Here is a 20,709-nt window from a genome sequence, read left to right on the forward strand (position 1 = left end):
AGAATAGAGTCAAGCCCAGAGGAGAAATTTTTCTGGGCTTTTTTCATTTGGTTCGTATTGCGTGTGTATACTTGATAGACGACAATTGGCAATTTGAAATTATAAAAGTTACAAAACATAGGAATTTCATTTAAACTGTTGATTCCTCAATTGCAGATATGTTTTGAATTTTGTGACTTCATTAAGAAACAATCGAGTGTTTGTAATCCCATAGCGAATGATAATTAAATGATTTGTGCAATGTTAAAGTAAGTGGAGTATGTTGATTTTCCTATATAAATGGTGCATTTAGTTTACAAGTAAAAAATAAACATTTAGTTATACTAATTTTTCAACAAAACTATTAAAAAGTAGATATGCCCAGTTATTTATGAATTTCCTTTGCGAACAATAATTACTAGAAAGTACCAGGATATTAAATTTTAACTTATTAATATAAATCTTCTATTTATTAATGGAAATATATCAAGTTTTAAAACTTGATATTTCATGATAATCTTGTATTGCAAACAATAAGTGTTTAGGTTATCATTTGTTATGTTAATATAGAGTTAATAACTATTTAAGGGGTTAAATAAATGAAATCATTTCTAATCACAGGCGGCGCCGGCTTTATCGGCTCAACCTTAGCAAATTATTATAGTAAAGACAATCAAGTTGTGGTCATTGATGATTTATCAATGGGCCAAACTGAAAATTTAAACGCATCTGAAAATATCACGTTCATTGAAGGTAGCGTGACTGATCAACAATTAATGGAAAAAGTACTACAAGAGTATCAGTTCGATTACATTTTTCACTTAGCAGCGATTGCTAGTGTAGCAGATTCAGTAGCACGTCCAGTGGAAACACACCAAGTGAATTTTGAGAGTGTGTTACAATTACTGGAATTAATTCGGAAATACCAGAAAGATTTAAAACGTTTGGTGTTTGCTTCTTCTGCAGCGGTTTACGGCGATGAGCCAACTTTACCAAAACAGGAAGAGTCAGTAATTCGTCCGTTAACGCCTTATGCTGTGGATAAATTTGCTTCTGAAAAATATGTTTTAAACTATTGTCATTTATATGATGTTCCAACAAGCGCTGTTCGCTTCTTTAACGTTTATGGGCCAAACCAAAATCCTAATTCGCCTTATTCTGGCGTTATTTCGATTGTGATGGACTCTTACAAACGCTTATTAGCCAATCAAGAAGTGACATTCAATATCTTTGGCGATGGAAAACAATCCCGTGATTTTGTCTTTGTTGAGGACGTGGTTCAAGCGTTGAATCTTGTCGCTCATTCTGACCAATCACTTGGGGAAGTGTATAATGTCGGAACAGGGAAAGCAACCGATTTAAATGAGTTAATTTCTTCTTTAAATGATATTATGAAAGTCACTTTGCCAGTTGAATACAAAGAAGCACGAGCTGGGGACATCAAAGATTCCTTAGCGGATATATCTAAATTACGTGCCATTGGTTATGAACCGAAATATAGTATTCAATCTGGTTTGGATAAATATGTTAAGTATGAATTAAAAGAATAAATAAAACTTCTTGAGAGCTGATAGTTCTCAAGAAGTTTTCAGGTAATTTATACGAAGTCGTCATAGATAAAAAAAGTTTAATATGGTATGCTAAAACTTGTATGTAAGTATTAAATTTGGGGGATTTAACCTGTGAAAAAGAAAATTTTAATTTCAATACCCGCGTATAATGAAGCAAATAATATACGTCCTCTATATAAAAAATTAAATGAAACTTTAGAAGAAAAAAGAGATGAAGTTGATTTTGAAATACTATTCATTAATGATGGAAGCAAAGATAACACAGTAAGCGAAGTTTTATCATTAATTGAACAAACGGATAATGTTTCTTTAATTGATTTGTCCAGAAATTATGGAAAAGAGATAGCAATGAGTGCGGGATTTGATTATTCTACACATGATGCTGTTATTACAATGGATGCTGATTTACAACATCCACCAGCTACAATTATTGATATGATTGATCTTTGGCAGCAAGGCTATGAAGATGTCTATGCTAAAAGAAATCAACGCAAAGGGGAGTCATGGTTCAAAAAAACATCCTCTAAATGGTTTTATAAAGTATTAGGAAAACTAGCCAATACGCCTGTTTTACCAGATGCAGGAGATTACCGGTTACTTGATCGTAAGGTAGTAGAGGCGCTGAAGCAAATGAGAGAATCTCAACGTTATACGAAGGGGTTATATAATTGGGTAGGCTTCAAAAAGGTTGCGATTGAATTTGATGCGGATGAAAGATTACATGGTGAAACAAAATGGAGTTTTGGCGCATTATTGAAATTGGCAATTGAAGGAATTACTTCTTATACAACGGCTCCTTTAAAGATTTCAATGTATTTTGGCTTTTTAGTTTCTTTTGTTGCGTTTATTTACATGATATATGTATTAATTAAAACATTGATATTTGGAGCGGATACTTCAGGCTTCCCATCGCTGATGATTATGATGTTGTTTTTGGGTGGATGTCAATTGATTTCTGTAGGTATTTTAGGAGAGTATGTAGGACGTATTTTTTTGGAAACAAAAGACCGTCCATTATACTTTATTGGTAATAAATATAAGCCTAAAAGTAAAATTAAAGGAGAAAAAAGTAAATGAAGGTTATTAACTCAAAGAAGTTTTTTTTTAGTGTATTTTTTTTAATATATGTAGTACTATTGGTTTTAAATTTTTTAACACCGTTGATTGCAGATGATTTTGCATATATTTATAAAACAGAGGGATTTCATACCATATTTCATGATGAGTATTTACAATATATCACACAAAATGGTCGTTCAGTAGCCCATATTCTAGTAAGATTTTTTTTACTACTTCCGAAATTTATCTTTAACTTTTTGAATCCACTGGTATTTTTAATTATTTCATATCTTATATATATAATGACTAACTTTTCTAACCAAAAATGGAACACCGTTAGATTCTTGTTGATTATAATATTGATATTTTTGTTTATTCCTCAATTTGGCGAGACAATTCTTTGGGAGACTGGTTCTTTTAATTATCTATGGACTTTTGGAATTATGTTATTGTTTGTATCTAAATTCCATTTTGCTGTGATAAATAATGATAAAATGAAGAGTAGCTGGCAAATAATATATATGTTTTTTTTAGGAATTGTTGCAGGATGGTGTAACGAAAATACCTCAGCGGGAATCATTCTCATAGCTAGTGGTTATATGTTGGTATATAAATTTGTAAACAGAGCGAAAATAGAAAAGTGGATGAAAACAGGAGTTTTAGGATTAACTATAGGTTTTATTATTATGATGAGTTCCCCTGGTAATAAAATTAGAAGTTCATGGTTTGAAAGAAGTTCATGGTCATTGCCTAAGAAACTTTTATATGGCTTAAGAGATGTATCAAATACTATGTCTGAACATGCATATGTAATGATTTTTATAGCTGTTATATCAATAATATTTTGTATATTTTTATACAAAACAAAATATAATTATTTATTTGGAATAATTTATTTATTTGTAGGTGGGGCTGTATGCTATTCTTTGGCATTATCGCCTTCTGGTTATACTTGGGGTCGTTCATTTTTTGGCGGAGTAATGTTTATTATTATAGCAATAATGATGTGCTTTCCAACATTCGAAGTTCATAAAATTGGACATATAATTAACCCTATATTTACAACACTTTATATAATGTTAATATTTTCTGCTTTTTTTACAAGTACAAACGCATTATATGATACTTATTATTCCTACAGTGAGGTAACTAAACGTTATAAAGTTATTGAGAAAGAAAAACAAAACGGTAATTTGAATCCAGTTGTCCCAGATTTTAATTTTCAGCCGAATACTGGTTATCCAGCTTATTCAAATAAATTATCGCATATCAATGAAGATATTAATTATAAATATAATATTTATACGGCAGATTATTTTGATGTAAATACAGTAAAAGCTATTCCCATGAAAGAATGGGAAGAAAAATATGGTAGATGGTAAGTGGTTTCTAAAAATATATTAAAAATAAAGAGGGAATCTAGCCCCTTTATCAAATAATGTTGGTAAAGAGAAACTATAGAATTGCATCACGTCCACACGTCCGGAGGAGAAAATCCTCTGGATTTTTTTATTTGGTCTGTACGGCTTGTTCTTATTGGACGAAAATCCGCAATTTGAAATTATAAAAGTTACGAAAACCATAGGCATTCCGCTTTAACACTTTGATATGATTATTTAGACATTCCAATTGTCTATTTGAATAATAATAACTCAAGGCATGATGAAACTGTTTTTGATTTTTTTAAAGGTTCGTAAAGTGGTTTGATAAAGTACTTGGCAAGTGAAAAACACTTTGCGTAAGCAAGCATCAAAATACGTTTAATTTCGTTTATGAACAGCATACAAGAAATCTTGGTACAACGTGTAGCCTTATGCTAATTCAACGCTATAGAAAAAGCAGGCTGTCCACAAGCTCTATTTCAGCCAAATAAGTTTTAAACGAAGGGTGCCAACAGTGGTTTAAACTATCCAACTTTTCTTGATTTTTTTTAATAACTTCCAGTGTTTTTTGAGTTGTTTTCCTTGGCGTTTTTCAGCCAAACTTGAACTTTTTAATAGGCGGTTTGCCTAAGTGATTCTATGGTTTCGAAAGGTCCAGCTGATGTGTTGAACGATATAGAAGCAAACAATGATGAGCTACGCGTTAGGAAAGTATTTATTCACTAGAGAAACAAAAGGTGCGTACATATCAATGACAATAAATTGGACGTTTTTCCTATATTTGAACCCACCTCACTCCAATGGTACAATAAACAAGATTGGAGTGAGATCATGACAGATATTATTGCACATCGAGGAAGTAAAGGCACCCATCCTGAAAATACGTGTATTGCTTTCAGAGAGGCTGTTCGTGTTGGTGCTGAAGGAATTGAATTAGACGTTCACTTATCTAAAGATGGTTATTTAATCGTTATGCACGATGAAACGGTTGATCGTACGACAGATGGTCATGGTGAAATCCAACAGTTAACATTAAACGAATTAAAACAACTAGATGCTGGAAGCTGGTTTCAGAAAAATCCTTCTGTTCAATGTGTTCCAACATTGGAAGATGTTTTAAATTGTCTTGTAGAAGAACAATTCAATGGTTTTTTGAATATTGAACTTAAAACGGATATTATCCATTATGAAGGAATTGAGAAAAAAGTCGTCCAACAAATGAAGCAAAAAAAATGGCCGTTTCGTTATTTATATTCCAGTTTTTATTTTCCAAGTTTAGTTAAATTAAAAAAAGCTGATCCTAAGACAGAAATTGCCTTTATTTATGAATCTGCAGAGGATTTAAGTCAAGCGGGACCGGCATTCGCGCTTGTCGATAGTTTACATCCAAAAATGTCTTGGGTGTTGGCTCATGAAAAAGAACTTATCGCAATTGGCAAACCGCTGCGGCCGTGGACTGTTAATCGGATGGAAGAAATGGAAAATTGTTTTCAGCTAAAATTGGCAGGCGTTCATACAGATTTTCCTGAGGAAGCAAAATTTGCTCGTCAAAATTGGCAAGAAGAAGGAGAAACATAATTGGAGAAAGTATTAGTTATTGTAGGACCCACTGCGGTGGGGAAAACAGCATTAAGTATTGCTTTAGCAAAAAAATTTAATGGTGAAATTATTAGCGGTGACTCCATGCAAGTTTATCGCTCGTTAGACATTGGCACCGCTAAAGTCACAGAAACAGAAAAAGAAGGAATTCCTCACTATTTAATTGATTGCCGTGAAGTCAGCGAAACATATTCTGCCGCTGATTTTCAGAAAGAGGGTCGTCAAAAAATCAAAGAAATTACTGAAAAAGGGAAACTACCAATTATCGTTGGAGGAACAGGTTTGTATATTCAATCACTCCTTTATGATTTTCAACTAGGAAGTCGTGAGATAGATGACTCGCCTGAAATTAGAGAAACGTACAATTTATTTGCGGAAGAAAAAGGGAACCAAGCCTTATGGCAGTTATTACAACAAAAGGATCCTCTAGCGGCTGACAGCATTCATTTTAATAATCGCAAAAAAGTCATTCGTGCGTTAGAGGTCTTTGATAAAACCGGTTATAGTATTTTGACCCCGAAGGAAAAACCAGCTCGTCTCTATGATTATTATTTGTTAGGTTTGGAAACAGATCGCGCTTTATTATATGAGCGTATTAATCAGCGGGTGGATCAAATGATGACAGAAGGACTGTTGGAAGAAGCAAAACAGATGTTTCAGCAACCACATGCACAAGCAGCTCAAGGTATTGGCTATAAAGAATTTTTCCCGTATTTTTCCGGTGAACAATCATTAGAGATGGCGGTTGAAACAGTCAAACAGCAATCGCGGCGATATGCCAAACGTCAATTGACTTGGTTTAGAAATCGAATGGCTGCGCATTGGTGGAATTTGGTTCAGCAGCCAACAGATTTGCCCAAGTTGGAAAAAGAAGTAGCGGAATGGCTACGACAGAAGGAGAGTGAGTAGGCGATGACCACTCATGAAAAAGTGATTCTAGTAGGAGTTGAGACGGAAAAAAATTATCAGACATTTTCTGCATCAATGGAAGAACTGGCGAATTTAACGGAAACCGCTAATGGAGAAGTGGTGTTTGTTTTAACACAAAAACGACCACAAGTCGATCGACAAACCGTAATCGGTAAGGGGAAATTGGAAGAATTAATTCAATTAACAGATGCCTATGAAGCGGATCTTGTTATTTTTAATCATGAGCTCACACCGCGCCAAAATCAACTGTTATCTGAAGCGTTAGCTGTGCGAGTAATTGATCGTGTACAATTAATTTTGGATATCTTTGCTTTGCGTGCGCGCTCCAAAGAAGGAAAGTTACAAGTTGAATTAGCACAATTGGATTATTTATTGCCTCGCTTGGCTGGTCAAGGAAAACAGTTGTCACGACTTGGAGGAGGTATTGGGACACGCGGGCCTGGTGAAACGAAATTAGAGTCGGACCGCCGACACATTCGGAATAAAATCTTAGGCATCCGTCGTGAGTTAAAAGAAGTCACTGCTCATCGTGAACGAAGCCGCCAGAAAAGACAAAATTCAGAACTATTTCAAATTGGCTTGATTGGTTATACCAATGCTGGCAAATCAACCATTCTCAACATGTTGACAACAGCAGGAACTTATTCAGAGGATCAATTGTTTGCAACGTTAGATCCTTTAACTAAAAAATGGCAATTGCCTCAAGGCATGGAAGTTACGCTGACCGATACGGTTGGCTTCATTCAAGATTTACCAACACAGCTGATTGAAGCCTTTCAGTCGACATTGGAAGAAAGTCGGACGATGGATTTACTGCTCCATGTGGTGGATGCAAGTGCGCCAGATCGTTTACAACATGAACGCACAGTTCAAACATTGATGAAAGAATTAGCGTTGGAAAATATTCCGTGCTTGACGGTTTATAATAAAAGAGATCAAGTGGACAGCAAAGAATTTGTCCCAACCTTATTTCCCAATGTATTGATCTCAACTAAAATTTCTGAAGATAAAGAACGACTGGTTCAAGCTATCCGTGCCCAAATGATGGAATTACTCGAGCCTTATCAATTAGAAATTAGCCCAACTGACGGACAACTATTAAGTGAACTTCGCCGGATGACACTAATGATTTCAGAAGAATATGCTGAAAATGAAAATCGGTATATCGTGAAAGGCTTTGCGAAAAAAAAGTCTAAATGGTTGGCTGAATCCGAAAAAGAATAAAAAATGGTAAGTTGATTAGAAATGATTTGTAAAAACAAATCATTTCTATTTTTTTGATTAGTAGGAGAAAATCAGCCGTGAAAAGATGGAAAAGTCCATATTTATCAGGTTTTTTGTTTTATGTTAGAAAATCTAACATAAGTTCTTGACAATTTGTCATTCTATTGTTATTCTAAGAAATAACTAAGAGAGGAGGATGGAGATGAGAGAAAAAGAGTTACGCCGTTCCATGTCAGTTTTTCCAATTGGTACAGTTATGAAACTAACGGATTTGACCGCTCGACAAATTCGCTACTATGAAGAACAGGGATTGATTCATCCAGAACGTAGTGAGGGCAACCGACGCATGTATTCTTTAAATGATATTGATGTTTTGTTAGAAATTAAAGATTATTTATCTGATGGATTGAACATGGCAGGGATTAAGCGTGTGTATGAAATGAAATTAGAGGAACAAAAAAACACCGCCGAGGCAACTCGTCCGTTAACCGATGCAGATGTTCGTCAGATTTTATACGACGAAATCCTTTCGCAAGGAGGACTTACTCAGCAAAATCCGTTCCAATCGAATGTACCAAGGCTTTAACGTTTCAGCAGCCAATAAAAATGAAGGATGGGGATCAGACCGATGACAAGAAAAGCCAAAACGGCAGAAGAGATTAAACATATTGCAGAAGAAGAAAACGTACGTTTTTTACGACTAATGTTTACCGACATTATGGGAACAATTAAAAATGTTGAAGTTCCTGTGAGTCAGCTAGATAAAGTATTAGATAATAAAATGATGTTTGATGGGTCATCCATTGAAGGATTCGTTCGTATCGAAGAAAGTGACATGTATTTATACCCTGATCTATCTACATGGATGATTTTTCCGTGGGAAAGCGACCATGGAAAAGTTGCGCGCTTAATTTGTGATATTTACAATCCTGATGGTACCCCTTTTGCCGGAGATCCCCGCGGTAATTTAAAACGCGCCTTAGCAGATATGAAAGAATTAGGCTTTACTTCGTTTAACTTAGGACCAGAACCAGAATTTTTCCTATTTAAATTAGATGAGAATGGTGAAATTACCACTGATTTGAATGATAAAGGTGGCTATTTTGATTTTGCGCCAACCGATTTAGGTGAAAATTGTCGCCGTGATATTGTTTTAGAGTTAGAAAGTTTAGGCTTTGAAGTGGAAGCTTCGCATCATGAAGTAGCACCTGGTCAACATGAAATTGACTTTAAATATGCTGATGTAGTTGATGCTTGTGACAATATTCAAACGTTCAAATTAGTTGTGAAAACTATTGCGCGCAAACATGGCTTGCATGCAACATTTATGCCAAAACCTTTGTTTGGAATTAATGGTTCTGGTATGCACTGCAATATGTCATTATTTAATGAAGAAGGTAATGTTTTTTATGACGAGTCAGGAGAGATGGGCTTAAGCCAAACTGCGTATCATTTCTTAGGTGGTTTATTAAAACATGCCCGTGCCTATACTGCGGTATGTAACCCAACAGTGAACTCTTATAAACGCTTGGTACCAGGTTATGAAGCACCTGTTTATGTAGCTTGGAGCGGCAGAAATCGTTCACCACTCATTCGAGTTCCTGAGTCTCGTGGTTTATCGACTCGTTTAGAGTTACGTTCTGTCGATCCTTCAGCGAATCCGTATTTAACAATGGCAGTCTTATTACAAGCAGGTTTGGATGGTATTCGTAATGAACTTACGCCACCGCCAGCGGTTGATCGTAACATTTATGTGATGAATGAGGAAGAACGTCAACATGCACAAATTGAAGATTTGCCATCAACCTTACACAATGCCATCAAAGAATTACGTAAAGATCAAGTAATGATTGATGCATTAGGTCGTCACATTTTTGCCAATTTTGTAGAAGCGAAACGAATGGAATGGGCAGCCTTCCGTCAAACCGTTTCTGAATGGGAAAGAGAACAATATTTGGAGTTGTACTAAAAGCTGTTACTTTTAATAATCTTAATGTTTAGAAAGAGGGAGATAAGTCGAAACGCTTATCTCCCTCTTTCATTCTTTAGTTTGTGAACGAATGGATAATTTCTATTTCACAAAATAAAGTAATTTTAATTCAGTGAAATAGTTTGTTTATAGGGGATAAAGTGGTTTTTTCTCAATTTCTCTTTTATTTTTAAGCAAAAAAATTGACAAAATCTTTCATAATTTGTGAAATTCCGCTATAATAAACAAGAATATGCGTGCAACTATTCTATTTTTTAGATATAAAGGATGAGAAAAACATGCGGAAAATGAAAACAATGGATGGAAATGCTGCAGCAGCTTATATTTCCTACGCCTTTACAGAATTAGCAGCCATTTATCCAATAACACCAAGTTCAACAATGGCTGAACTTGTTGATCAGTGGTCGGCCGAAGGTAAGAAAAATATCTTTGGTCAACCTGTGAAAGTAGTCGAAATGCAATCGGAAGCTGGTGCTGCCGGCGTGGTCCATGGCTCTTTAAAAACAGGCGCGCTTACCACGACCTATACGGCTTCACAAGGGTTACTTTTAATGATTCCTAATATGTACAAAATAGCTGGAGAACTATTACCATCTGTTTTTCATGTGGCGAGCCGAGCTTTAACCACGAATGCTTTAAATATTTTTGGTGATCAAGGAGACGTAATGGCCGCACGCCAAACAGGCTTTGCTATGTTGTCAGAAAGCAGTGTGCAAGAAGTGATGGATTTGGCACCAGTGGCTCACTTGGCTTCGATTGAAGCGAGTGTTCCATTTATGAACTTTTTTGATGGCTTTAGAACAAGTCATGAAATTCAAAAAGTGGCAGTTCTTGACTATGAAGAATTAGCACCCTTAGTAAACCAAGAAAAATTAGCCGAATTCCGTCGTCGGAGCATGAATCCGAATCACCCTTCCGTTAGTGGAATGAACCAAAATCCAGATATTCACTTTCAACAACGAGAAACAATAAATCCTTATTATGAAAAATTACCTGGTATTGTTCAAAAATATATGACAGAAATTAACCGGTTACGGGGAACCAATTATGATTTGGTGACGTATTATGGCGCAGAAGATGCAGAAGAAGTGATTGTCACAATGGGTTCAGTTGCACAAACAATTGAACAGACGGTTGATTATTTACAAGAACAAGGAAGAAAAGTTGGTTTTCTTAATGTCCATCTTTATCGGCCATTTCCAGTTGAAACATTTCTTGAAAAAATACCACAATCAGTTAAAGCAATTGCTGTCTTGGATCGGACGAAAGAGCCCGGTGCTGGTGGCGAACCGTTATTATTGGATGTCCAAAGTGCGATGTATGAAGCGGACATTCGCCCAACAATTATTGGTGGGCGCTATGGTTTAGGTTCTAAAGATGTGCTGCCAAATCAAATTGTTGCGGTTTTTGATGAATTAATGAAAGAACGTTCTGCCATGAAGAAGCGTTTTACAATTGGGATTGATGATGATTTAACTTATACTTCATTAGAAGTTGGCAAACCACTTGATTTGACGAATCCGAAAACCTATCAAGCTAAATTTTGGGGCTTTGGTTCTGATGGGACAGTAGGGGCGAACAAGTCAGCAATTAAGATTATCGGTGATCATACAGACAAGTATGCACAAGGATTTTTCTATTATGATTCAAAAAAATCAGGCGGGTTGACCGTTTCTCATTTACGTTTTGGCGAGACGCCTATTCGTTCAACGTACCTCATTGAACATTCTGATTTTGTGGCTTGTCATACAGCCGCTTATTTGCATACCTATGATTTAGTAAAAGGGTTAAAAAAGGGCGGTACTTTCCTCTTAAATACCATTTGGAATGATGAACAACTAGCACGATTTTTACCCAATCAATTAAAACGGTATCTAGCTGAAAATGAGATTCAGTTTTATACAATCAATGCAGTAAAATTAGCTAGTGAAGTCGGACTAGGCGGGCGAATTAATACCGCGATGGAAACAGCTTTCTTCAAATTAGCGGAAATTATGCCTTTTGAGCAAGTGTTGCCAATTTTAAAAGAAGAAGCACTGAAAAGTTATGGTCATAAGTCCATGAAAGTTGTCGAAAAAAATATTCAAGCAATCGATAAGACCGTTGAATTGTTGCATCAGGTACCTGTTCCAGCAGAGTGGAAAACGCTTGAAGTTCAACCGCGAAAACGTTCAGAAAATGTTAGTGATTTTGTTCATGAAATTGTTGAACCGATTAATCGTCAAGAAGGCAATGCGTTATCTGTTGCGACACTAGCGAAAAATGGGATGACAGATGGGCGGATGCCTTTGGGAACTGCGGCAGTTGAAAAACGTGGGGTGGCATTAGAAGTACCTGAATGGATTAGCGATCGGTGTACCATGTGTAATGAGTGTGCCTTTGTATGTCCCCATGCGGCGATAAGACCATTCTTAGCCGATGAAGAAGAAATGACTGAAGCTCCAGAAGGATTCATTGTGCGTGATCTACGTGGTGCCGACGGCTTGAAATATCGTATCCAAGTCTCAGTCAAAGATTGTACTGGCTGTGGACTTTGTGTTGAAGCCTGTCCAGCTAAAGGCAAAGCTTTAGTAATGAAACCTTATGAAGAAGAAAAAGAGCAGGCTATGAATTGGGCGTTTGCTATGACGTTACGTCAAAAGGAAAACCCAGCAAAACCGAATACTGTTTTAGGTTCGCAATTTAATAAACCTTTATTAGAGTTTTCTGGTGCTTGTTCTGGTTGCGGCGAAACGCCTTATGTTAAATTATTGACGCAAATGTTTGGTGACCGAATGCTGATTGCTAATGCAACAGGTTGCTCATCGATTTGGGGTGCTGCAGCGGGTGTGACACCTTACACTACTAATGAACAAGGACAAGGTCCAGCTTGGTCAAATTCTCTTTTAGAGGATAATGCCGAGTTTGGTTACGGCATGTTGTTAGCAACGCAAGCGCGTCGCGAACGTTTAGCTAGTAAAATGACCAAAGCTTTTTCTGTAGCCAGTGATTCTTTACGTTTATTGATGGAAGATTGGATAGCACATCTGTCCGAAAGTGAAGGTACGCAACAACGTGCAGCTAAATTACGTGCAGCTTTGCTTGAAGAAAAAACGAATCAACCTTTATTGGAAGCAATTTATGACGATCAAGATCTTTTTGTCAAACCAAGTCAGTGGATGATTGGTGGGGACGGCTGGGCTTACGATATTGGCTACGGCGGTATTGACCACGTGTTAGCTAGTGGCGCGGATGTAAATATGTTAGTTTTAGATAATGAAGTCTATTCCAATACAGGTGGCCAAACTTCCAAAGCAACTCCTGCATCAGCGATTGCGAAATTTGCTGCCAGTGGGAAGTATGCCTCTAAAAAAGATTTAGGGATGATGGCAATGACTTATGAAAATGTCTATGTCGCTCAAATTGCCTCAGGTGCAAACCAAATGCAGACGATTAAAGCTTTTGAAGAAGCAGAAAAATTCCCTGGACCATCGATTATTATTGCTTATACACCATGTATTACACATGGTTTAGCAGGTGGGATGAGTCAAACGTTGAAAGAAGCGAAAGACGCGGTTCATTCAGGTTACTGGTCTTTATATCGCTATAATCCATTATTGCGAGAAAAGGGCAAAGAACCAATGACATTGGATTTCAAAAAACCAGATTTTTCATTAATGAAAGAGTTTATGCGCCAACAAGTTCGCTTTGCATCCTTAGAATCTAGTCAACCAGATACAGCGGAATTGTTATTTAATAAAACAATTAATGATGCTAAGAGACGGTTCTATAATTATGCTCGTTTAGCTGGTCAAGAAGAAAAAATTCGAGCAAAACTAGAAAAACAAAGTGAACCAGAAATAACTGCGCTAGAGAACGAGAAGCCACGAGTGAAAAAAGAACGCGTAGTTGATCCGGAAGCGGAAGCAAGAAGGGCTGCCCGCCGCGCAGAACGAGCAGCCAAGAGAAAACAACGTGAGCAAGATTAAATAGAAATCAAAAAAACGTGTCTGAGCTTTTTGCTTGGACACGTTTTTTAGTTAGAAATGCGATTTTTTGATGAAAAATTTCAAGTTATTTGAAAAAGTTCCTAAATTTTTTTGATGTTTCCGCTTGCGTTCTGTGATGAAAGAAAATAATGTGGTATACTTGTTAGGAAATCTTGAGAGAGAAGTGAGGGGTATGATGTCGTTTCAATTGAATCAATTATTAGATTTGAATTATTGGCAGCAAGTCATCTCAACGGATTTCTTATCTAAGGATTTTGTTATCAATATCATAGATATCCTAGTCGTATGGTACCTCGTTTACAAATTAATCATGCTTGTTCGTGGAACAAAAGCAGTCCAACTATTAAAAGGTGTCGCTGTTTTTATCATTATCCGCATTCTAAGTGAGATAATTGGTCTACATACATTATCTTGGTTAATGAATCAAGTCATCATGTATGGTGTAATCGCCGCGGTTGTTATTTTTCAACCAGAAGTGCGAAGAGGGCTGGAACATCTAGGGAGAAGTTCGTTTTTCCGCCCGAATAAAGGTGCGCAACAAGAAGATGAGCGTATTATTCAGGCCTTTGACAAAGCCATTCAGTACATGTCAAAACGGAAAATTGGTGCTTTGATAACCATTGAACGCAATACTGGTTTAGATGAATACATTGAGACAGGTATTGATTTGGATGCCGATATTACTGGTGAATTACTGATTAATATTTTCATTCCAAATACACCACTACATGATGGTGCAGTGATTATCAAAAATGAAAAAATTGCTGTTGCTAGTGCGTATTTACCGCTATCAGAAAGCAATTTAATTCCAAAAGAATTTGGAACGCGCCATAGAGCCGCAGTCGGTATCAGTGAAGTCAGTGATGCCATTACGATTGTTGTTTCTGAAGAAACTGGTGACGTTAGTTTGACGTTGAACAATGAATTAATTCCTGGTCTAACGCAAGAAGAGTATTTAACAATTTTGCGTAAGGAGTTAATTTCGGAATCATCGGAAGATAAAAAAAGTGCTTTACAGCATTTTATCGATGATGTAACAAAGGGGGTTAAACGCAAATGAGAAAAGCCTCCCAAAAAAGCTGGTTTAATGGTTTGCTTTCATTGCTGTTTGCATTGTTGTTATTTTTTAATGCCAATGCAACAGGCAATAATCCCTCCAATTCAGGTTCAAGCCAAACGTATAGTGAAACATTGAATAATATTCCGGTCCAAGTCCAATACGATAAAGACAAATATTATGTCTCTGGATTTGAAGAGAGTGTAAATGTTCATTTACGTAGTGCGAACCGCATTCAATTAAACATGGAATCAAATGCTGACACACGAAATTTCCAAGTGGTCGCAGACTTAACCAAATTGCCATTAGGGACTTCGGAAGTGCCTTTGACAGTTCGGGGACTAAGTTCAGCTGTTACAGCTGAAATTGAACCGAAAACAGTGACTGTAACGATTGAAAAGAGAGTAACAAAAAAATTCGATGTAGAAGCACAACTTTCTGATAACATTGAAAAAGAAGGCTACAAAGTAAAAAATATTTCTGTAGATCCAAAAACTGTAGAAGTAACAACTGGAGAAGAAACAGCGAAAGCAATTGACAAAGTGATTGCGCCAGTCTCAAGTGCCAAACAAACAATTGATACGATTAAACAAACGGTAAATGTCCAAGCGCTAGATGCCAAAGGTCAAGTCCTAAGTATCGAAAATCCAGCACCACAAGTCAAAGTAACAGTAGGCTTAACTGCGCCAACAAAAGATGTACCACTGAATGTTAGTATGACAGGTACGCCACCAGCTGGGATCGCTCATTACAATTATAGTTTATCAACGTACCAAGTTAGGGTCAGTGGCCCGCAATCAATTTTAGATACGCTAGAATCAATTGAAGTACCGGTAGATATTTCTGATATTCGCAAAGAAACAAAACAATCAGTGACTATTCCCGTTAATGGAGAATACGTAGTTACACCAGATGAGGTTGACGTTTCTTTGAGCCCCGTGTACAATCAACAACAGTCATCAAATACAAATGAAACTTCAGGGGAACCTGCAAGTTCAACAACGGTTGGCTCAGGTAGCCAAGCAGTACAACCAAGTACATCCAGTCAAGTAGAATCAAATACTTCTGAAACAACAAGTGAGGGATCAACAGTAGAAAGTACAACTGCTGGTTCAACTGAAAATACAGAGAATCAAGTGACTAAGGAGAATCAAAATGGGTAAATATTTTGGAACAGATGGTGTAAGAGGAATTGCAAATAAGGAGTTAACACCTGAATTAGCTTTTAAATTAGGACGTTACGGTGGTTATGTGTTGAGTCAACATGAAGATAGTTCAAGAAAACCTCGTGTTCTCGTAGGCCGCGATACACGTATTTCAGGTGAGATGTTGGAACAAGCATTGATTGCTGGACTATTATCAGTCGGAATTGAAGTTTTCCAATTAGGGGTGATTTCAACACCTGGTGTAGCATATCTTACTCGTTTACAAAAAGCATCCGCTGGCGTAATGATTTCAGCTTCACATAATCCTGCGGAAGACAATGGGATTAAGTTTTTTGGGGCAGATGGCTTCAAATTAGTAGACGATCAGGAAGCAGAAATTGAAGCATTGTTAGATGCAGAAGAAGACACCTTACCAAGACCTTCTGCAGAAGGCTTAGGCTCATTAGATGAATTTCCAGAAGGCTTACTAAAATATTCGCAATTTTTAGTTCAAAGTATTCCTGGCGATTTAGCAGATATGACTGTTTGTTTAGATGCTGCCAACGGAGCAACTGCAACAGCAGTCAATCGTGTCTTCGCGGATTTAGAGACAGATTTCTATACAATGGGAACAAGTCCTAATGGATTGAATATCAATGATGGTGTGGGTTCCACTCATCCTGAAGCTTTGGCAGAAATGGTTGTTGAAAAAGGCGCGGATGCTGGTTTGGCTTTCGATGGCGACGGTGATAGAATTATTGCAGTCGATGAATTAGGACGAATTATCGATGGTGATAAAATCATGTATATTTGTGCTAAATATTTAGCTGAGAAAAAACGTTTGAAAAAAGATACAATCGTTACAACAGTGATGAGTAATCTAGGTTTCCATAAAGCTGTAGAAGAAATTGGCTTAAAAGATGTGGTAACGCAAGTGGGTGATCGTTATGTTGTAGAAGAAATGCGTAAAAATGATTACAATTTTGGTGGCGAACAATCTGGTCACATGATCTTTTTAGATTACAACACAACAGGTGATGGTATGCTTTCAGGGATTCAATTGTTGAATGTTATGAAGCAAACGGGAAAAAAATTATCTGAATTAGCGGATGAAGTGACGATTTATCCACAAAAATTAGTCAATATTCGTGTCACAGATAAAAATGGTGCAATGGAAGTTCCAGCAATCAAAGCAGTTGTCGAACAAGCAGAAGCAGAAATGAATGGCGAAGGTCGTATTTTAGTTCGTCCTTCTGGAACAGAACCATTGTTACGTGTGATGGCTGAAGCGCCGACACAAGAAAAAGTTGATTATTACGTTGATAAAATTGCCGAAGTAGTACGTGCAGAAATCGGCGTTGAATAAGAACCAATTAGAAACCAGACACTTAATGCTAGCTTGCGTTAAGTGTCTGGTTTCTTTGTTGGAAATCAAAAAAAGAAAATAGCTAATAAGCTCCGTCTATCATTGACATAGAGCGGTTAAAAGGGTACTATTTTAGAAGTAAGATGCACCGCGTATCTTCTTTTTTTATTTGATAAAATCAAGAAGGGAGCGGCTGTAAATCAATGGAGTTATAGAATGGAGGAGCGAAATGAAAGAAAAAATGTCCGTCAAGACAATTGTAGCAATTGGAATTGGCTCTGCAGTTTTTGTTATTTTAGGTCGATTCGTTGTAATTCCAACTGGGATTCCTAATACGAACTTAGAAACGTCGTATCCATTTCTTGCTTTAATGTCAGTTGTTTTTGGACCAGTAGCTGGAGGGCTAATTGGTTTGATCGGTCACACGTTAAAAGATTTTACCACGTATGGTAGCGCTTGGTGGAGCTGGATTATTTGTTCAGGAATTATTGGTATTATTTTTGGCTTCGCTGGTCGTAAAATGGATCTTCAACATGGTGAATTTACAACAAATGACATGGTGCGTTTCAATATTTTCCAAGCCTTTGGCAATATCGTCGTTTGGGGCTTAATCGCGCCTAGTTTGGATATTTTGATTTATAGTGAACCCGCAAGTAAAGTATTTACACAAGGCGTATTCGCGACTGTTTCAAATATTGTCGCTGTGGGGATTATTGGAACATTGTTGATGAAAGCTTATGCATCAACAAGAACAAAGAAAGGCAGTTTATCGAAAGATTAAGAAACTGTCGAAATAATTTAAATGGTTAAGGGTCTGCCCTAGTAATTACTTTGCTAATGCTCAGACCCTTTCTTTTATGGAGAAACTGAGGTGAGGCCGAATGAAAAAACCAATCATTACTTTTAATAATTTTTCCTTTCAATATCATAGCCAATCTGAACCGACATTAAAGGGGATTCAATTAACCATCTATGAAGGAGAAAAGGTTTTAATCGTTGGGCCTAGTGGTAGTGGCAAATCAACATTGGCGCAATGTATCAACGGGTTAATTCCCAATATTTATGAAGGTGAGATTCAAGGAACAGCTACGGTTGCTGGTAAAAATATCCAAGAAACAAGTCTATTTGATTTGTCTTTTGATGTAGGAACTGTTTTGCAAGATACCGATGGGCAGTTTATCGGTTTAACGGTTGCTGAGGATATTGCTTTTGCTTTAGAAAACGATGCAGTTGAACAAGCAGAAATGAAAAAAGCGGTCCACAAATGGTCCGAGATTGTTGAGCTGAATCAGTTATTGCAACACCGTCCACAAGATTTGTCAGGTGGTCAAAAACAACGTGTATCTATGGCGGGCGTTCTAATTAACCAATCAAAAATTTTACTTTTTGATGAACCTTTGGCTAATCTTGACCCACGAGCGGGACAAGAAACAATGACTTTGATTGACACCATTCAACAAGAAACAAAAGCAACTGTTTTAATAATAGAACATCGCTTAGAGGACGTTCTTTGCGAATCAGTTGATCGAATTATTGTCATGAATGAGGGCGCAATTATTTCTGATACAACGCCAGATGAATTGTTACGTCAAGATACGTTGACCCAGCAAGGGATTCGTGAACCTTTGTACGTTACAGCCATGAAATATGCTGGGATTGATTTAACACAAGTTAGTCATTTAGACAAATTAGCCGAAGTATCAGGCGAAACGGTTTTGCCCAAAATGACACAGTGGTCTGTCCAACCTAGTTCAGTTAGTGCGGTCAAAGGAGCTGAACTATTACGTTTGGAACAAGTGTCCTATCAATATGATCGTCATGGTGAAAAAGTGTTAGATGACTTCTCAGTAACTATTCATCATGGAGAAATGATCAGCATTGTAGGAAAAAATGGTGCCGGGAAGTCTACACTTTCTAAAATAATTTGCGGGTTCATCACGCCTCAATCGGGCAAGATTTTATGGGAGGGACAGGATTTTTCCAATTATTCAATCAAAGAACGTGCAGATAAAATTGGTTATGTGATGCAAAACCCCAATCAAATGATTTCTAAAAAAATGATTTTTGAAGAAGTAGCTTTAGGATTAGTTTTACGAGATGTGCCACAAGCAGAAATTGAGGAACGTGTGACGAATATTTTACATATTTGTGGGCTGTATCCCTTCCGGAACTGGCCGATTTCCGCATTGAGTTTTGGGCAGAAAAAACGGGTAACTATTGCATCGATCTTAGTTTTAGAACCTGAATTATTAATTTTAGATGAACCAACAGCTGGGCAAGATTTTAAACATTATACAGAAATGATGACATTTTTAGAAGAATTGAACCGCTTAGGTGTGACTATTTTAATGATCACTCACGATATGCATTTAATGTTGGAATATACAACACGTGCGTTAGTAGTTTGTGATGGACGTTTACTAGCAGATGCGACTCCAGTTGCTGTTTTAACAGATGAAAAATTAATTCAAGCGGCTTCTTTAAAAGAAACGAGCTTGTTTACCTTTGCTAAAGCGTTAGGCTTGGAAAATCCCTTGCTATTTACGGAAAAATTTGTTGCTTACGATCGTGAGGTGCGTTTTGGATGAGTGAACGACAAATGTTAGGCTATCATCCTGATTCAACCTGGATTCATCGCTTAAACGGCACAAGCAAATTAGTCTTTTTAATCGTTGTCTCTGTGGCTTGTATGACCACGTATGATACTCGTTATCTGTTAGGAATGTCTGTGGTTTCGCTTGTTTTGTTAAAATTATCAAATATTAAATGGCATCAAATATCTTTTGTTATTAAATTTATTGCTATTTTTTCTTTGTTAAATATCTTAACGGTTTACCTTTTTGCACCTGAATATGGGGTTGATTTATATCAATCACGTACCGTGATTTGGGAAGGAATCGGACGGTTTACTTTGACACAAGAAGAATTATTTTATGAATTTAATTTAGTTTTAAAATATTTCTGTACGATTCCGTTGGCATTAATCTTTTTATTAACAACAAATCCTAGTGAATTTGCCTCCAGCTTGAATCGAATTGGTGTGAGTTATCGGATTAGTTATGCAGTAGCGCTGGCTATTCGTTATATTCCCGATATCCAAGAAGATTTTTTTAATATTTCTTTAGCACAACAAGCGCGAGGCTATGAGATGTCTAAAAAGGGACGGTTAGGCCAACGAATCAAAGGCGTAGCACAAATCGTTTTACCCTTAATTCTATCTAGTTTAGATCGAATTGAAACTGTGAGTACCGCTATGGAATTAAGGCGTTTTGGTCAAAAGAAAAATAGAACGTGGTATGCGCAACAACCTTTTCATCTGCGTGATTTTTCGGTAATGATACTTGCCTTATGCTTATTAGGAATCAGTTTCTGGTTGTTCCATGTGAATGGTGGCCGGTTTTATAATCCATTCCAATAA

At 36.8% G+C, this 20,709-nt stretch carries 17 protein-coding genes; 15 read left to right on the forward strand and 2 right to left on the reverse strand.

The annotated features are described in order from the left end of the window. The first annotated feature begins 578 nt into the window (after window positions 1–578). From IGK86_RS05495 to IGK86_RS05505, 3 genes are all read left to right on the forward strand, one after another. Complete coding sequence (locus IGK86_RS05495) at window positions 579–1,529, forward strand: GDP-mannose 4,6-dehydratase (protein WP_002409811.1); 951 nt, start codon at window positions 579–581, stop codon at window positions 1,527–1,529. A gap of 132 nt (window positions 1,530–1,661) precedes the next feature. Beyond that, complete coding sequence (locus tag IGK86_RS05500) at window positions 1,662–2,627, forward strand: glycosyltransferase family 2 protein (protein ID WP_002364269.1); 966 nt, start codon at window positions 1,662–1,664, stop codon at window positions 2,625–2,627. Further along, window positions 2,624–3,991, forward strand: a complete 1,368-nt coding sequence (locus tag IGK86_RS05505; RefSeq protein ID WP_016617562.1) for a DUF3329 domain-containing protein — start codon at window positions 2,624–2,626, stop codon at window positions 3,989–3,991. The genes IGK86_RS05500 and IGK86_RS05505 overlap by 4 nt, the downstream gene beginning before the upstream one ends. 151 nt (window positions 3,992–4,142) lie before the next feature. Here the strand turns inward: IGK86_RS05505 and IGK86_RS05510 are convergent, their stop codons facing one another. Together IGK86_RS05510 and IGK86_RS05515 are read right to left on the reverse strand one after the other, a co-directional pair. Then, window positions 4,143–4,265, reverse strand: coding sequence for a transposase (locus IGK86_RS05510; RefSeq protein WP_077497567.1), 123 nt, complete (start codon window positions 4,263–4,265; stop codon window positions 4,143–4,145). 422 nt (window positions 4,266–4,687) lie between these two features. Then, complete coding sequence (locus IGK86_RS05515) at window positions 4,688–4,738, reverse strand: transposase (protein ID WP_229208093.1); 51 nt, start codon at window positions 4,736–4,738, stop codon at window positions 4,688–4,690. 84 nt (window positions 4,739–4,822) lie between these two features. Between IGK86_RS05515 and IGK86_RS05520 the strand changes: the two genes are divergently transcribed. From IGK86_RS05520 to IGK86_RS05575, 12 genes are all read left to right on the forward strand, one after another. Beyond that, the gene (locus IGK86_RS05520) at window positions 4,823–5,569 is read left to right on the forward strand and encodes a glycerophosphodiester phosphodiesterase (protein WP_002388242.1); all 747 of its coding nucleotides are present in this window, start codon (window positions 4,823–4,825) and stop codon (window positions 5,567–5,569) included. After that, window positions 5,570–6,499: a tRNA (adenosine(37)-N6)-dimethylallyltransferase MiaA gene (miaA, locus tag IGK86_RS05525; protein WP_002409808.1), complete on the forward strand. Its 930-nt coding sequence runs from the start codon at window positions 5,570–5,572 to the stop codon at window positions 6,497–6,499. A 3-nt stretch (window positions 6,500–6,502) separates the two neighbouring features. After that, a complete protein-coding gene (gene hflX / locus IGK86_RS05530) occupies window positions 6,503–7,744 on the forward strand; it encodes a GTPase HflX (protein ID WP_002379600.1) in 1,242 nt (413 codons plus the stop codon). Window positions 7,745–7,946: 202 nt separating this feature from the next. Continuing rightward, a complete protein-coding gene (locus IGK86_RS05535; RefSeq protein ID WP_002388239.1) occupies window positions 7,947–8,330 on the forward strand; it encodes a MerR family transcriptional regulator in 384 nt (127 codons plus the stop codon). A 42-nt stretch (window positions 8,331–8,372) separates the two neighbouring features. Then, window positions 8,373–9,713, forward strand: a complete 1,341-nt coding sequence (gene glnA, locus IGK86_RS05540) for a type I glutamate--ammonia ligase (protein WP_002356929.1) — start codon at window positions 8,373–8,375, stop codon at window positions 9,711–9,713. 257 nt (window positions 9,714–9,970) lie between these two features. Further along, complete coding sequence (nifJ, locus tag IGK86_RS05545; RefSeq protein WP_016617563.1) at window positions 9,971–13,702, forward strand: pyruvate:ferredoxin (flavodoxin) oxidoreductase; 3,732 nt, start codon at window positions 9,971–9,973, stop codon at window positions 13,700–13,702. Between the two features lie 196 nt (window positions 13,703–13,898). Further along, window positions 13,899–14,783, forward strand: a complete 885-nt coding sequence (gene cdaA, locus IGK86_RS05550; RefSeq protein ID WP_002389035.1) for a diadenylate cyclase CdaA — start codon at window positions 13,899–13,901, stop codon at window positions 14,781–14,783. Further along, complete coding sequence (locus IGK86_RS05555; RefSeq protein WP_002374494.1) at window positions 14,780–15,943, forward strand: CdaR family protein; 1,164 nt, start codon at window positions 14,780–14,782, stop codon at window positions 15,941–15,943. Before cdaA ends, IGK86_RS05555 begins: the two co-directional genes overlap by 4 nt. Beyond that, on the forward strand, window positions 15,936–17,291 hold the full coding sequence (glmM, locus tag IGK86_RS05560) for a phosphoglucosamine mutase (RefSeq protein WP_002356936.1): 1,356 nt from the start codon (window positions 15,936–15,938) through the stop codon (window positions 17,289–17,291). Before IGK86_RS05555 ends, glmM begins: the two co-directional genes overlap by 8 nt. A gap of 229 nt (window positions 17,292–17,520) precedes the next feature. After that, window positions 17,521–18,072, forward strand: a complete 552-nt coding sequence (locus tag IGK86_RS05565) for an ECF-type riboflavin transporter substrate-binding protein (protein WP_002356937.1) — start codon at window positions 17,521–17,523, stop codon at window positions 18,070–18,072. A 100-nt stretch (window positions 18,073–18,172) separates the two neighbouring features. Beyond that, window positions 18,173–19,879, forward strand: a complete 1,707-nt coding sequence (locus tag IGK86_RS05570) for an ABC transporter ATP-binding protein (RefSeq protein WP_002356938.1) — start codon at window positions 18,173–18,175, stop codon at window positions 19,877–19,879. After that, a complete protein-coding gene (locus tag IGK86_RS05575) occupies window positions 19,876–20,709 on the forward strand; it encodes an energy-coupling factor transporter transmembrane component T family protein (RefSeq protein ID WP_002356939.1) in 834 nt (277 codons plus the stop codon). Before IGK86_RS05570 ends, IGK86_RS05575 begins: the two co-directional genes overlap by 4 nt.

This window comes from Enterococcus sp. DIV1206 (assembly GCF_051712485.1).
GTDB lineage: Bacteria > Bacillota > Bacilli > Lactobacillales > Enterococcaceae > Enterococcus > Enterococcus faecalis.

What these genes read in the sequence shown, in the direction of transcription:
- IGK86_RS05535 (WP_002388239.1), top strand. Translation starts at nt 7,947, where the DNA reads ATGAGAGAAAAAGAGTTACGCCGTTCCATGTCAGTTTTTCCAATTGGT.
- IGK86_RS05505 (WP_016617562.1), top strand. Translation starts at nt 2,624, where the DNA reads ATGAAGGTTATTAACTCAAAGAAGTTTTTTTTTAGTGTATTTTTTTTA.
- cdaA (WP_002389035.1), top strand. Translation starts at nt 13,899, where the DNA reads ATGTCGTTTCAATTGAATCAATTATTAGATTTGAATTATTGGCAGCAA.
- IGK86_RS05520 (WP_002388242.1), top strand. Translation starts at nt 4,823, where the DNA reads ATGACAGATATTATTGCACATCGAGGAAGTAAAGGCACCCATCCTGAA.
- glmM (WP_002356936.1), top strand. Translation starts at nt 15,936, where the DNA reads ATGGGTAAATATTTTGGAACAGATGGTGTAAGAGGAATTGCAAATAAG.
- hflX (WP_002379600.1), top strand. Translation starts at nt 6,503, where the DNA reads ATGACCACTCATGAAAAAGTGATTCTAGTAGGAGTTGAGACGGAAAAA.
- IGK86_RS05570 (WP_002356938.1), top strand. Translation starts at nt 18,173, where the DNA reads ATGAAAAAACCAATCATTACTTTTAATAATTTTTCCTTTCAATATCAT.
- glnA (WP_002356929.1), top strand. Translation starts at nt 8,373, where the DNA reads ATGACAAGAAAAGCCAAAACGGCAGAAGAGATTAAACATATTGCAGAA.
- IGK86_RS05495 (WP_002409811.1), top strand. Translation starts at nt 579, where the DNA reads ATGAAATCATTTCTAATCACAGGCGGCGCCGGCTTTATCGGCTCAACC.
- IGK86_RS05555 (WP_002374494.1), top strand. Translation starts at nt 14,780, where the DNA reads ATGAGAAAAGCCTCCCAAAAAAGCTGGTTTAATGGTTTGCTTTCATTG.
- IGK86_RS05565 (WP_002356937.1), top strand. Translation starts at nt 17,521, where the DNA reads ATGAAAGAAAAAATGTCCGTCAAGACAATTGTAGCAATTGGAATTGGC.
- IGK86_RS05575 (WP_002356939.1), top strand. Translation starts at nt 19,876, where the DNA reads ATGAGTGAACGACAAATGTTAGGCTATCATCCTGATTCAACCTGGATT.